This is a genomic window from Candidatus Thioglobus sp. (genome assembly GCF_029243085.1).
Classification (GTDB): Bacteria; Pseudomonadota; Gammaproteobacteria; order PS1; family Pseudothioglobaceae; genus Thioglobus_A.
In genome coordinates this window covers 1-13,389 of sequence record NZ_JAQWSS010000097.1, presented here as the reverse complement: position 1 = coordinate 13,389, position 13,389 = coordinate 1, and the positions used below count along the sequence as shown (strand labels likewise).

General features: G+C 38.2%; 14 protein-coding genes. 12 read left to right on the top strand and 2 right to left on the bottom strand.

All coding sequences use genetic code 11. From position 1 onward, the window contains the following. Window positions 1-4 precede the first annotated feature (4 nt). The 12 genes from P8M52_RS05550 (at window position 5) to P8M52_RS05495 (ending at window position 12,063) form a co-directional block, all read left to right on the top strand. Window positions 5-478, top strand: a complete 474-nt coding sequence (locus P8M52_RS05550) for an NAD(P)H-dependent oxidoreductase subunit E (protein ID WP_300308519.1) — start codon at window positions 5-7, stop codon at window positions 476-478. Next, complete coding sequence (gene nuoF / locus P8M52_RS05545) at window positions 475-1,743, top strand: NADH-quinone oxidoreductase subunit NuoF (RefSeq protein WP_300308516.1); 1,269 nt, start codon at window positions 475-477, stop codon at window positions 1,741-1,743. The genes P8M52_RS05550 and nuoF overlap by 4 nt, the downstream gene beginning before the upstream one ends. Next, the gene (gene nuoG, locus P8M52_RS05540) at window positions 1,743-3,992 is read left to right on the top strand and encodes an NADH-quinone oxidoreductase subunit NuoG (protein ID WP_300308513.1); all 2,250 of its coding nucleotides are present in this window, start codon (window positions 1,743-1,745) and stop codon (window positions 3,990-3,992) included. Before nuoF ends, nuoG begins: the two co-directional genes overlap by 1 nt. A gap of 44 nt (window positions 3,993-4,036) precedes the next feature. Further along, the gene (gene nuoH, locus P8M52_RS05535; RefSeq protein WP_300308577.1) at window positions 4,037-5,071 is read left to right on the top strand and encodes an NADH-quinone oxidoreductase subunit NuoH; all 1,035 of its coding nucleotides are present in this window, start codon (window positions 4,037-4,039) and stop codon (window positions 5,069-5,071) included. A gap of 11 nt (window positions 5,072-5,082) precedes the next feature. Beyond that, on the top strand, window positions 5,083-5,574 hold the full coding sequence (nuoI, locus tag P8M52_RS05530; RefSeq protein ID WP_300308510.1) for an NADH-quinone oxidoreductase subunit NuoI: 492 nt from the start codon (window positions 5,083-5,085) through the stop codon (window positions 5,572-5,574). 11 nt (window positions 5,575-5,585) lie between these two features. Continuing rightward, entirely contained in the window at window positions 5,586-6,197 is a 612-nt protein-coding gene (locus tag P8M52_RS05525) for an NADH-quinone oxidoreductase subunit J (RefSeq protein WP_300308507.1), read from the top strand. Then, a complete protein-coding gene (gene nuoK, locus P8M52_RS05520; RefSeq protein WP_300308504.1) occupies window positions 6,197-6,502 on the top strand; it encodes an NADH-quinone oxidoreductase subunit NuoK in 306 nt (101 codons plus the stop codon). Before P8M52_RS05525 ends, nuoK begins: the two co-directional genes overlap by 1 nt. Window positions 6,503-6,504: 2 nt before the next feature. After that, the gene (nuoL, locus tag P8M52_RS05515) at window positions 6,505-8,469 is read left to right on the top strand and encodes an NADH-quinone oxidoreductase subunit L (protein ID WP_300308501.1); all 1,965 of its coding nucleotides are present in this window, start codon (window positions 6,505-6,507) and stop codon (window positions 8,467-8,469) included. Between the two features lie 2 nt (window positions 8,470-8,471). Beyond that, window positions 8,472-9,977, top strand: coding sequence for an NADH-quinone oxidoreductase subunit M (locus P8M52_RS05510; RefSeq protein ID WP_300308498.1), 1,506 nt, complete (start codon window positions 8,472-8,474; stop codon window positions 9,975-9,977). 11 nt (window positions 9,978-9,988) lie between these two features. Continuing rightward, window positions 9,989-11,443 carry an NADH-quinone oxidoreductase subunit NuoN gene (gene nuoN, locus P8M52_RS05505; RefSeq protein ID WP_300308495.1) on the top strand — a complete coding sequence of 485 codons (1,455 nt, stop codon included), beginning with the start codon at window positions 9,989-9,991 and terminating at the stop codon, window positions 11,441-11,443. Window positions 11,444-11,550: 107 nt separating this feature from the next. Continuing rightward, complete coding sequence (locus P8M52_RS05500) at window positions 11,551-11,796, top strand: RNA-binding protein (protein ID WP_300308493.1); 246 nt, start codon at window positions 11,551-11,553, stop codon at window positions 11,794-11,796. A 24-nt stretch (window positions 11,797-11,820) separates the two neighbouring features. After that, window positions 11,821-12,063: a VF530 family protein gene (locus tag P8M52_RS05495; RefSeq protein ID WP_300308490.1), complete on the top strand. Its 243-nt coding sequence runs from the start codon at window positions 11,821-11,823 to the stop codon at window positions 12,061-12,063. Between the two features lie 11 nt (window positions 12,064-12,074). Here P8M52_RS05495 and bioC read toward each other — a convergent pair whose 3' ends face one another. Next, window positions 12,075-12,863: a malonyl-ACP O-methyltransferase BioC gene (gene bioC / locus P8M52_RS05490; protein WP_300308488.1), complete on the bottom strand. Its 789-nt coding sequence runs from the start codon at window positions 12,861-12,863 to the stop codon at window positions 12,075-12,077. After that, the coding region (locus P8M52_RS05485; protein ID WP_300308486.1) for a zinc ABC transporter substrate-binding protein at window positions 12,851-13,389 on the bottom strand (539 nt) is incomplete at its 5' end. The genes bioC and P8M52_RS05485, both read right to left, overlap by 13 nt.

Genomic DNA, 13,389 nt, shown 5'->3' with positions numbered 1-13,389 from the left:
AAAAATGATTTCAGATAACGCAAAAAAACAAATAGACAGTTGGATTGAAAAGTATCCAGAAGGTAAGCAAAGCTCTGCAGTGATGGAAGCTTTAAAAATTATCCAAAAGGAAAACAACAATCAACTGACGCATGATTCAATTCAAGCAGTAGCTGATTATTTAGATATGCCAGGAATTGCGGCAGCAGAAGTGGCAACCTTCTATGAAAATTACAATCATCAGCCAGTGGGCAAGCACATTATCCGTTTTTGTCATAATATTTCATGTATGTTGAATGGCGCTGACGATTTAATTTCACATCTTGAAACTAAGTTGGGTGTAAAAACTGGCGAAGTAACTGATGATGGATTGATTAGTGTTAAAAAAGTAGAGTGCTTGGGCGCTTGTGTCGGTGCGCCTATGTTTCAAATTGGCGATCAATATTATGAAAACCTGACCATTGACAAAATTGACAAAATTGTGGACGGCTTAAAATGAATGAAGTTTGTTTTAAAAACATAGATAAAGATCAATGTTGGTCATTGACTACCTATGAAGCTAGTGGCGGTTATAGCGTATGGCGAAAAATTTTAAAGGGCGAGTATACACCGGAACAAATTATTAATGAATTAAAAACATCAGGTCTTAGAGGACGTGGTGGCGCAGGATTTCCAACCGGCCTCAAGTGGAGTTTTATGCCGCGCAATGCTGAAGGGCAAAAATACATTGTTTGTAATTCAGATGAGGGTGAGCCAGGCACCTGCAAAGATCGCGATATTTTACGATTTAATCCACATGCAGTTATTGAAGGTATGGCAATTGGTAGTTTTGTTATGGATGCAACAGTTGGCTATAACTACATCCGTGGTGAATTTATTGAACCTTTTGATCGTTTTGAAGGCGCCCTAAAAGAGGCTTACGAGACAGGGTTATTAGGAAAGAATATTAATGGGTCTGAGGTTAGCTTCGATTTATATGCGCATTTAGGTGCGGGCGCTTATATTTGTGGCGAGGAAACTGCTTTGTTAGAGTCAATTGAAGGGAAAAAAGGCCAGCCAAGATTTAAACCGCCTTTCCCAGCAAATGTTGGTTTGTTTGGCAAGCCAACCACGATTAATAACACTGAAAGTTTTGCATCTGTGCCAGATATCATGGCACATGGAGGGCAGTGGTTTGCCGACCTTGGTGTGGAAAATTCAGGCGGTACTAAATTATTTTCAGTTTCAGGCCATGTTGCAAATCCTGCAAATTTTGAAGTTTCTATGGGGATGCCATTTAAAGATTTATTAGAATTAGCTGGTGGCATGCGTCATGGTGCAAAACTTAAGGCTGTTATTCCTGGCGGTTCTTCAACACCTGTTCTGACAGCAGAAGTTGCTATGAATATGACCATGGATTATGATGGTATTGATAAAGCGGGCTCAATGCTTGGTGCTGGCTCTGTCATTGTTATGGATGATTCGACCTGCATGGTTGAAGCTTTAACGCGTTTGGCGCATTTTTATTATGATGAGTCGTGTGGTCAATGTACACCATGTCGTGAAGGTACGGGTTGGCTTTATAGGGTGTTAAAACGCATTATGGATGGCAAAGGCAAAGCTGAAGATATAGATTTATTGATGGGCGTGCAAGAGAAAATTATGGGCAATACAATTTGTGCCTTGGGAGATGCTGCTGCAATGCCGGTTGAAAGTTTCTTAAGAAATTTCCGTGATGAGTTTGAATACTACATTGAACACGGTAAAAGTATGGTGAAAGGATAATGCTAGAGATTGAAATTGACGGTCAGTTGGTAAATGCTGAGCCGGGCGAAATGGTTATTGCTGTTACAGATAGAGAAGGAATTAGCGTTCCAAGGTTTTGCTATCATAAAAAATTATCCATTTCAGCATCATGTCGTATGTGCCTTGTTGATGTAGAAGGAGCACCAAAGCCTCAACCAGCTTGCTCAACACCAGTAGCAGATGGCATGAAGATTCACACTCAAAATGACAAAGCCAAAGCTTCTCAGAAGGCAGTCATGGAATTTTTACTGATTAATCACCCTTTAGATTGTCCAATTTGCGATCAAGGCGGCGAATGCGAACTACAAGATGTTGCTGTAGATTACGGCTCTGATGTTTCTCGTTTTAGCGAAGGTAAGCGTATTATTGCACCTAGTGATATTGGTCCATTAATCCAAACGGATATGACTCGTTGCATTCACTGTACTCGATGCGTACGATTTGGCTCAGAAATTGCCGGCATTATGGAAATGGGCGGAACAGGTCGAGGCGAAGACTTAAAAATTGAACCATTCTTAAAAGAGGGTATTACTTCTGAGCTTTCTGGCAATATGATCGATGTGTGTCCAGTAGGTGCACTCACTTCTAAACCATTCAGATATGAGCTTAGATCATGGCAAATGAACTCTATTAATAGTATTGCTCGCCATGATTTAGTTGGTTCAAACTTATACGCCCAGACTTATAAGGGAAATGTTAAGCGATTAGCTTCAGGTGATAATGATGCTGTCAACGAAACCTGGATTTCAGATCGCGATCGATTTTCTTATGAGGGTTTGACACATGACAATAGACTGCTTGCACCACAAATTAAAGTGGCAGGCCAATGGAAAGAAGTTGAATGGGATGTTGCGCTTGATTTTGCTGTCAAAGGTTTAAAAAATAACATTCTGAATAGTCGCAACGTACAGAAACTAGGCGGTCTTGCGTCAGCAACCGCAACGACTGAAGAGCTGCACTTACTGCAAAAACTATTACGTGAGATGGGTTGTGAAAATTTAGATTATCGTCTTAATATTAAAGATCTTGATAATGCTATCCACTTACAATCGAATATTAAATTAGCAGACCTTGAACATATAGATCAGGCAATTGTTATAGGTTCGAATATACGTTTAGAGCAGCCAATGATAAATCACAGGTTGCGTAAAGCGCAATTAGCCGGCGCTGGTATTACTACTTTAAATGTCAAAGAGTTTGATTTTAATTACAAGACTAATGACATTATTGTGGCACCGAACGAAATTGCCAATACATTGGCAGGTGTTTTAAGGGTATTAGTAGAGAAAAGCGCCGAAGAAGTGCCGGCGTACTTATTAGCAGTAACGCCATGTGCCCAAGCTATCGATATTGCTTCTAGTTTACTTAATTCAGACAAAACAGTGCTAATACTGGGAGAGCATGTTGTAAACAATGCTCAAGCTGCAAGTATTGCTAATTTAATTACTGAAATCGCTAAACTGTCTAACAGTCTAACTTTAAATTTAACTGTTACCGCAAACGCTTTAGGTGCACAACGTGTTAATTTTGTACCAAATAGCACCGGCATGAATGTTAATGAAATGCTTGCTGCTGAAATGCGTGCATTTGTTTTGCTAGATGTGTATCCTGAATATGACTTTCATCATCTAGATGAAGCGCTCAATACTTTGTTAAATAATGATGTATTTGTTATCTCATTAAATGGATTTAAAAATGATTTAGTTGCACAGTATTCTGATGTTATGTTGCCAATGGCTGCGATGTATGAAACATCAGGTACGCATGTAAACATTAATCATGAAATGCAATCATTTTCGGCTGCAGTCGGCGCACCAGGTGAGTCTAAACCAGCTTGGAAAATTTTAAAAGTTTTGGCAGATTTACTAGAGTTACCAGGGTTTCATTACGAGAATTCAACACAAGTATTAAGTGAAGTTGCTCACCAAATGACACCAGTGCATGAGTATGATACGGCTATTAATTTAGACAAGAGTACGGTTGAAGTTGAAACCATTTGGACTCACTCACCTTATCATACAGATGCACTGTTAAGACATGCTACATCATTAAGAGCGAGTAAAATTGGTCAAATAAATACAGCCTCAATAAACGCGGCAACAGCCAAATCATTATCTTTAAGCGATAGTGATACTTATTTAGGTGTTCCAGTTGATATTACTGAAACAATGGCAGATCAATGTGTCTTTATTAGCAGTAATCAAGCGACAAATACAGGAGCTCTATAATGATTGAATTATGGCAATCTTTTGTGATCGGAGTTAATGAATTAATGCCGTGGTTTGATGGCAATATGGCAGCAATTGTTATTATTTTAATTAAGGCAATTGCCTTAATTATGCCGTTATTATTGACGGTGGCTTATTTTACTTATGCAGAACGTAAAGTAATTGGCTATATGCAACTACGCATTGGTCCAAACCGAGTAGGTCCTAAAGGTTGGTTGCAGCCTATTGCCGACGCATTAAAATTGATGACAAAGGAAATTATTTTCCCGTCTAAAGCTAATATTTACCTATTTTTGTTGGCACCTGTATTAGCAATTGCGCCAGCAATTGCTGTGTGGGCTGTTATCCCATTTGATGAAGGTATCTATGTTACAAATCTTGATGTAAGCTTACTGTATGTACTGGCAATTGGTTCAATTGGCGTCTATGGTATTATTTTAGCAGGCTGGGCATCTAACTCAAAATATCCTCTATTAGGCGCGTTACGAAGCGCATCACTACTCGTTTCCTATGAGATTGTTATTGGCTTTGCTTTGGTAACAGTAGTTATGATTGCTGGCAGTGTTAATCTAAATACAATCGTGGCAGACCAACAAGGCGGTATTGTTAATTGGTACTTTATTCCTTTATTTCCAATGATGATTATTTTCTTTATTTCAGCACTAGTTGAAACGAATCGAGCACCATTTGACGTTGTAGAGGGTGAGTCAGAAATTGTAGGTGGTACACATGTTGAATATTCAGGTATGACATTTGCTGTGTTTTTCTTAGCTGAGTACGCCAATATGATTTTAATGGCAGTCCTGGCAGTCATTATGTTCTTTGGCGGTTGGCATTCTCCGTTTGAAGGTATGGGCGTACTAGAGTCAACTTTTGCTTGGGTGCCTGGAATTATTTGGCTACTAGCAAAATCAACTTTCTTTATGTTCTTGTACTTATGGGTAAGAGCAACATTTCCACGCTTTAGGTATGATCAAATTATGCGCTTAAGTTGGAAAGTATTCTTGCCAATCACCATTCTTTGGATATTTGTTGTGGCGCTAATGACACAACTACATATTGGACCCTGGTTCGCTTAAGGAGTATATAGATGATAAATAGCATAAAAAAATTAGCAAAAAATCTAACACTGAGTGAATTACGCTCAGGGATGAAAATTACTGCTAAAGAGTTTGTTAATACTAAAATCACAGTTCAATATCCTGAGGAAAAAACACCTATTTCTCCAAGATTTAGAGGCTTACATGCATTACGTCGCTATCCAAATGGTGAGGAGCGTTGTATTGCCTGCAAGTTATGTGAAGCAGTATGTCCAGCTAATGCAATTACTATTGAGTCTGAAATGCGAGATGATGGTACTCGTCGAACCACTCAATATGATATTGACTTATTTAAATGTATTTTTTGTGGCTTTTGTGAAGAAGCGTGCCCAGTAGATGCTATTGTCGAAACGCAGATTTTCGAGTATGCGTTCGAATCAAGAGATGGTAGTATTATGACTAAAGATCGCTTATTAAAAGTAGGCGATGATAACGAACAGGCGATTAGCAAAGCTCGATCTGTAGATGCTAAATATCGATAAAGGTAAGATAAATGAGTTCTGAACAAATAATTTTTTATATTCTATCATTCTGGTTTGTTGCCTCTTCCTTGGCAATGATCTTTGCCCGTAACGCAGCAAAAGCTGTTTTATTTTTGGTGCTAGGTTTTTTTTCAGCAGCGGGCATTTGGATATTGCTAGAGGCTGAATTTTTAGCCATTACATTGATTTTAGTTTACGTAGGTGCAGTTATGGTATTGTTCCTATTCGTCATTAAAATGCTTAATATCGATAAATCCACGCTGCGTGCAAAATTTGCTGGATATTTGCCATTAGGTTTAATTGTTGCATTAATCATTATTGCTGAAATGACCTTGGTATTAGGTAGTTCACAGTTTGGACTAGAAATAATGCCTTCGCCTGAGAGGCATGGCGCAGACTATAGTAATATTACACAATTGGCATTACAGTTATATACCACTTATGTTTACCCGTTTGAATTAGCGGCAGTATTGTTGTTAATTGCAATCATTGCGGCAATTACCTTGGTACAAAAAGATGAAATTAAACGTAAGAAACAATCAATATCAGAACAAGTGAATGTTAAAGCTAGAGACAGGGTGCGCATTGTTTCTATTACTTCGCCATCTAAGGAGGACAAGTAATGGTTAGTTTGAGTGATTATTTAATTTTAAGCAGTATTATTTTCTGTATTGGATTGGCTGGTATTTTTATTAATCGTACCAATATTATTACCCTGTTGATGTGTGTAGAGCTTATTTTGGCGGCAGTAAACACCAACTTTATTGCTTTCTCACATTTTTTAGGTAATGAAGCAGGGCAAATATTTGTATTCTTTATCCTAACAGTAGCTGCAGCAGAAGTGGCTATTGGCTTAGCAATCTTAACGTTACTATTTAGAGTACGAGGCTCTATTAATGTTGACGTAACTAACAGTTTGAAGGGGTAATAATGGAGCAAATATATTTAATCATTGCATTGGCGCCATTGGTTGGTGCAATTTTTGCTGGATTTTTGGGTTCGCTTTTAGGCAGAATGGCAACCAATGTTGCTACTATTTTAGGTGTTTTAACCTCGACAATCTTATCGCTATATGTATTTAATCATCATGTTCTTGAAGGTGGTGAGGTGTTTAATCAAAATCTGTACACTTGGATGCAAATTGGGCATTTAAATGTTAGTGTTGGCTTTTTAATTGATAATTTAACGGCGGTTATGCTGGTGGTAGTCTCATTTGTATCACTTATGGTGCATATTTACACTATAGGCTATATGCGTGATGACGCTGGATATACCAAGTTCTTTAGCTATATTTCACTATTTACCTTCTCGATGTTTATGTTGGTAATGTCAAACAATTTCATGCAGTTATTTTTTGGCTGGGAAGCAGTAGGTCTAGTTTCATACTTATTAATTGGATTTTGGCACCATAAAGAAAGCGCGGTTGAAGCAAATTTAAAAGCCTTTTTGGTTAACCGTGTTGGCGACTTTGGCTTCTTATTGGGTATTGCTTTAGTATTAATGTATTTTGGATCTCTTGATTACATGGAGGTGTTTGCTAGTCTTGGTAATGTAGCTGGCGTGACGATGCTAGATGGTGCCTCAGTTATTACTGTGATTTGTATCTTGTTATTTATTGGTGCAATGGGTAAGTCAGCTCAGGTGCCATTACATGTTTGGCTGCCGGGCTCTATGGAAGGTCCAACACCTATCTCTGCATTGATCCACGCAGCAACGATGGTAACAGCTGGTATTTTCATGGTGTCACGAATGTCACCAATGTTTGAGCTGAGTGAAACAGCACTCATCGTGGTTATGGTAGTTGGAGCTGTTACCGCCTTGTTTATGGGCTTGTTAGGCATTGTTCAAAACGATATTAAAAAGGTTGTGGCATACTCAACTCTTTCGCAATTAGGCTATATGACAGTTGCATTAGGTGTAAGTGCTTATTCTGCAGCAATTTTTCACCTAATGACTCATGCCTTTTTTAAGGCGTTACTCTTCTTAGCAGCAGGATCGGTGATCGTTGCATTGCATCATAAGCAAGATATACGAGAAATGGGTGGTTTGCGCAAGAAAATGCCAATTACCTATTGGACCTCATTAATTGGAACATTGGCATTAATCGGCTTTCCTGGATTTGCCGGATTTTATTCTAAAGATATGATTATTGAAGCGGTACATTTTTCAAACTTACCTTTTGCAGATTGGGTTTATTATGCAGTGGTTGCAGGTGTATTTATTACCGCCTTCTACTCACTTAGAATGTTCTTCATGGTATTTCATGGTGAATCAAGAATGGATGAGCACACAGCATCACATGTGAAAGAGTCTCCTATTAGTATTACGCTACCATTGGTGGTCTTGGCAATTCCTTCTCTGGCCATAGGTTATTTTGCAATTCAACCAATGTTGTTTGATGGCTGGCTGGATAATGCCATTACAGTGGCCTCCCACCATACATCAATGGCAAGTTTAGAAGCTAGCTTCTATGGCGCTACTGGTATGATTCCACATGCATTACAAACATTACCTTTCTGGATGATGGTAGGCGGTATTGTCAGTGCATGGGTATTTACTTTGTATAGATCTGAATGGGCTACTTGGATTCAGAAAAAATGCCATCGAAGCAATTATGTATTAGAATCTTTGTATGGTTTTGATCGTTTCAATGACATCGTCTTTGTAGATGGTGTTAAGAAATTGGGTAATTTCTTATGGAAGGTATCAGATTCCGGCTTAATCGACAAAATGATAGTCAATGGTAGTGCCAGATTAGTTGGCTTTATTGGTGCGACTGTTCGACCGATTCAGACAGGCTATGTTTACCATTACGCCTTCTTCATGATTGTTAGTTTATTAATTATTTTAACTTGGGTACTGTTTGCAGGTGATCGCCCTTTACTTGAGCTATAGCAATGGAAAATTCATTATTAAGTTTACTAATTTGGCTGCCAATTATTGCAGGTTTTTTTGTTATATTATTAGGTAACGAGCGCGCTAATACAGCACGCTGGGTCAGTGTGGCCGCATCAATTTTGGTGTTTGTCATGTCGCTAACTTTATACACTGAGTTTGATTCAACAACCCATTTAATGCAATTTGAAGAAAAGTCATCATGGATCTCTCAATTTAATATCTATTATCATTTAGGTGTAGATGGTATTTCTATGCCATTAATTATCTTAACAACTTTCTCAACCATACTAGTCATTATTGCAGGCTGGGAAGTCATTCAAACTCGTCCAGCACATTACATGGCTGCCTTTCTAATGATGGAAGGTTTAATCATTGGTGTTTTTTCAGCGCTTGATGCTATTTTATTTTATGCATTTTGGGAGGCATCATTGATTCCAATGTTGTTAATCATTGGTGTTTGGGGCGGTGATAACCGTGTTTATGCATCGATTAAATTCTTCTTGTATACGTTCTTAGGCTCGGTGTTCATGTTGGTATCTTTAATCTACATGTACAATAAAGGCGGTTCATTCTCTATTCTTGATATGCACAATCTAAGCCTAACCACCACGGAACAAGCGTGGATTTTCTGGGCGTTCTTTATGGCATTTGCCGTAAAAGTGCCAATGTTCCCAGTGCATACATGGTTGCCAGATGCACACGTGCAAGCGCCAACCGGCGGTTCAGTGATACTTGCAGCTATTATGTTGAAAATGGGCGGCTATGGTTTCTTTCGATTCTCGTTGCCAATCACACCCGATGCATCTTTAGAATTTTCCGAAGTGGTTATTATTTTGTCGTTAATTGCTATTGTCTATATTGGTTTTGTGGCACTCGTACAGCGTGATATGAAAAAGCTTATTGCTTATTCATCTATTTCACATATGGGTTTCGTGACCCTTGGTGTATTTGCTTTATTCTTAGCCTATACACCGGGTTCAGCAGAAGGTGCTTTACTGGGCCTTGAAGGCGCAATGATACAAATGATTTCACACGGTTTTATTTCAGCAGCGATGTTGTTAGTTGTTGGCGTATTGTACGACCGCCTACACTCAAGAGAAATTTCAACTTATGGTGGCGTTATTAACTCCATGCCTAAATTTACCGGCTTTGCAGTGTTGTTTGCTATGGCTAATGCAGGTCTTCCAGGTACTTCAGGGTTTGTAGGTGAGTTCATGGTTATTCTTGGCGCTGTACAGGCTAATATTTGGTATGCAGTTTTAGCGGCCTCTACATTAATTGTTGGTGCTGCCTATACATTGTGGATGGTTAAACGAGTATTTTGGGGTGCAATTACCAATCCAGAAGTGGCAACCTTATCAGATATAAACACAAGAGAATTTGGCATTTTAGCGGTTCTAGCTATTGCAGTTATTGCAATGGGTGTATATCCTCAGCCCGTCATTGATGTGATGCATGTTTCCATTGAGCACTTATTAAACCAAGCTCTAACTTCTAAACTTTAAGTATTAACCTTATGAATAATATGTCCACATTTGATATTTCAACTTTATCAGTAGCAGTACCAGAGATATTTCTATTAAGTGCAATTGTTGTGGTGCTTTTATTGGATTTATTTTTAACTAAGCCCTTTAAGCAGGCTACTTATTATCTAACTCAGTTGAGTTTACTAATTACTGGAGTGATGGCTTTTAATCTAATTGGAGAACCAGAGGCTATTATATTTGGTGGTTCTTTTATTTTAGATGACATGGCCTCAGTTTTTAAAGTCTTTATGCTTGGTGGCACGATGGTGGCAATGGTTTATACGCGTCATTATCTTGAACAGCATTCACTATTTAAGGGTGAATATTTTATCTTGGTTTTATTGTCTGTTTTGGGCATGATGGTGATGGTGTCAGGCTATAGCTTACTCACTTTATACCTTGGTTTAGAAATCTTAGCCTTATCTCTTTATACATTGATCGCAATTGCACGAGAACGAGCGGGTGCAGTAGAAGCAGCACTAAAATATTTTGTATTAGGTGCGATTGCTTCAGGTTTGTTGCTTTACGGTATGAGCATGATTTACGGTATCAGCGGCAGTTTAAATATTAATGAAATCGCTAACTTTGCTGCAAATGCTAGTCTTGCTTCAAGAGAAATGTTAATTCTCAATTTTGGCTTGGTGTTCTTAGTGATCGGTATTGCTTTCAAGTTAGGTGCGGTGCCATTCCATATGTGGGTTCCAGATGTATATCAAGGCTCTCCGACATCAGTGACCATGTTTTTATCAACTGTGCCTAAAATTGCCGCAGTAGCTATGTTGGTTCGTATCTTAGTAGATGGACTAGGTGCAATGCATGCTTATTGGTCAGATTTGTTTATGGTGTTGGCCATTCTATCAATAGCAGTCGGTTCAGTAGTTGCTTTGATGCAGACCAACATTAAACGCATGTTGGCTTATTCAACCATTTCTCATATTGGCTTTATTATGCTAGGTTTTGTTACTGGCGTTATTAGCGGATATGGCGCTGCTGTGTTTTATGTTTTGGTTTATATTTTGATGAGCTTGGCAGCATTCGGTATCATTATTCTATTAAATAAGAAGGGCTTTGAAGCAGATCTAATCTCTGACTATAAGGGCTTAAGCAAGCATTCACCTTGGTTCGCGTTGATGATGTTAATCATTATGCTGTCTATGGCAGGCGTACCTCCATTTGTAGGCTTTTATGCTAAGTTATTTATTCTTCAGCAGGTTATTTCTGCCGGCTTTGTAACCATTGCAGTTATCGCCGTTGTGTTTGCGGTAATTAGTGCTTACTATTACTTGCAAGTCATCAAATCTATGTATTTTGAAGAGGCTGATACTAAATCAGAGGTTACCGCTCCTATGGATATGCAATTAGTATTATCCATTAATGCTGTATTAATTTTAGTGGTTGGTTTATTCCCAGATTTCTGGATGAAATTGTCAATATCACTGTTCTAAAATATTTATTTCAGCCTCTTTTAGAATTGATTGGTGTAATAATAACGCCTATCCAATTAGTTCAGACTAAAGCTTAAGCTTAATTCTAGTTACCGACCACTTAAAACATGAAAATATTAATCAGAAACCTACCTCGGACATTGTCAGAAACTAGTCTTAACGAATTGTTCGAGGCTCATGGCGACGTGCAATCGTGCAATTTAATCCTAGACCAAAAAACGGGTGAATCAAAAGGTTTCGGCTTTGTTGAAATTACTAAAGTTGGCGATGCAAAGGCAGCCATACAAGCGCTTAATGGTAAGCCTATTAATGGTAACAAAATTAGAGTGAAAAAAGCTGAGCCAAATAAATAATAAATCAATTAAAAATAGTTACAAATGACAGCAGGGCAAGATAATAAAGCGCATCATCAAGATCCACTTCATGGCATAACACTCAAAACCATTGTGACCGAACTAAAAGAGCATTATGGCTGGGAAGAGTTAGCCGATCAAATTAACATTAAATGCTTTAAGATAAATCCGAGTATTAATTCTAGCTTAAATTTTTTACGCAAAACCCCTTGGGCAAGACAAAAAGTTGAGCGCTTATATATAGATGTTATTGTCCGTACGCACTAGAAAAAAGTCCATTAGCTATTATCAATCTCTATTGCGCCAAGGTTTGCAGTGCGTTTCCAAGCATGCCCATAAACCACTTCATAAGTAGCAGGAAGCTTTGCTTCTGATCGATAAGATTCATACATCTGGGTCATGAGTTTAAATTTATCTTTGCCCATAAGTGCTTTTGAGCGAGTGTTGACTGTTTGCGCACCAATAGCTTTAAGATCTTTCAATAAATCAATAACGGTTTCGTAAGTGAGTATTAATGTTTCCATTTCCATGATTGGCGATTGAAAGCCATTTTGTAATAGCTGATCACCAATATCATGCATATCGGTAAATGTGTTGACGTGAGTCTCACCATCTACCACTGACCAGCTCTTTTTCAGCTCTTTAAGTGTATCTGGACCAAAGGTAGAGAATAGAATTAATCCGTCGTTTTTCAGCACTCTATGACACTCTGAGAATAGTTGCTTTAGATCAGGACACCACTGCATCATTAAACTCGAAATAACAATGTTTACACTGTTATCTGCCAGTGGTAAGTGATTGGCATTGGCACAGATTTTATTAGTTGACTGGTTGTTCTTTAAAGAGTTTTGTGCAAAATCAAGGCAAATTAACTGCGCGTCTGGAAAGCGTTTATGTAGATTTTGACTCAGTAGTCCAGTGCCAGCACCTAGATCTAAAATTACTCCAGAATTTGCAGTAATCACATTTAGCTTAGCGTCAAGTCTTGTCGCTATTTCCTTTTGTAAAAAAGCATGGTCATTATAATTATTAGAAGCCTTGTTAAAGGAGGCTCTTACTGCAGACATTGAGCAACCTTGCTAGTAACGCTATTCATGAGCTTAAAGTACTGATTGGCACCCAAATTAAATTCACTACCCATGATATCTATGCGCGTTGCATTCATCTTTAAGCCTTCAGTTAATGGATGAATTCGTTTGAGTGGCACATCGGTTGTTGTTACCAAGCACTTAGCTTTGGCGTTTTGCATGGATTTTTTAGCTTGAATGATTTTGTAAATGCTTAAGCGCTCTTCATGCTTTGACGTGACGAGTGTTGTTTGATTAAGTTGATTTTCAACAATAAAGTGTTCAAATGCATTTGAATAACTTGCAATAGATTGTCTAGAACTATTGAGTGATTGTTGGATGGTTTGTTTTAACGCAGTTAATTTTTGGTCAAGAATTATATGATTTTGCAGATATGTTGTTGAATTTATTTCATCTAATAGTACTAAACGATCCGTTAGTTTTTTTGCAAAATGTTGCATCTGAATGACGCTTAACCAGATGTGATAATTTTGACCATACTGTGAATGCTCTTCATGCTCTTCAT

Coding starts and splice junctions, on each gene's coding strand:
- P8M52_RS05550 (WP_300308519.1), top strand. CDS start 5: ATGATTTCAGATAACGCAAAAAAACAAATAGACAGTTGGATTGAAAAG.
- P8M52_RS05495 (WP_300308490.1), top strand. CDS start 11,821: ATGACAGCAGGGCAAGATAATAAAGCGCATCATCAAGATCCACTTCAT.
- P8M52_RS05525 (WP_300308507.1), top strand. CDS start 5,586: ATGAGTTCTGAACAAATAATTTTTTATATTCTATCATTCTGGTTTGTT.
- bioC (WP_300308488.1), bottom strand. CDS start 12,863: ATGTCTGCAGTAAGAGCCTCCTTTAACAAGGCTTCTAATAATTATAAT.
- nuoL (WP_300308501.1), top strand. CDS start 6,505: ATGGAGCAAATATATTTAATCATTGCATTGGCGCCATTGGTTGGTGCA.
- nuoH (WP_300308577.1), top strand. CDS start 4,037: ATGCCGTGGTTTGATGGCAATATGGCAGCAATTGTTATTATTTTAATT.
- P8M52_RS05510 (WP_300308498.1), top strand. CDS start 8,472: ATGGAAAATTCATTATTAAGTTTACTAATTTGGCTGCCAATTATTGCA.
- nuoG (WP_300308513.1), top strand. CDS start 1,743: ATGCTAGAGATTGAAATTGACGGTCAGTTGGTAAATGCTGAGCCGGGC.
- P8M52_RS05500 (WP_300308493.1), top strand. CDS start 11,551: ATGAAAATATTAATCAGAAACCTACCTCGGACATTGTCAGAAACTAGT.
- nuoN (WP_300308495.1), top strand. CDS start 9,989: ATGAATAATATGTCCACATTTGATATTTCAACTTTATCAGTAGCAGTA.
- nuoI (WP_300308510.1), top strand. CDS start 5,083: ATGATAAATAGCATAAAAAAATTAGCAAAAAATCTAACACTGAGTGAA.
- nuoF (WP_300308516.1), top strand. CDS start 475: ATGAATGAAGTTTGTTTTAAAAACATAGATAAAGATCAATGTTGGTCA.
- nuoK (WP_300308504.1), top strand. CDS start 6,197: ATGGTTAGTTTGAGTGATTATTTAATTTTAAGCAGTATTATTTTCTGT.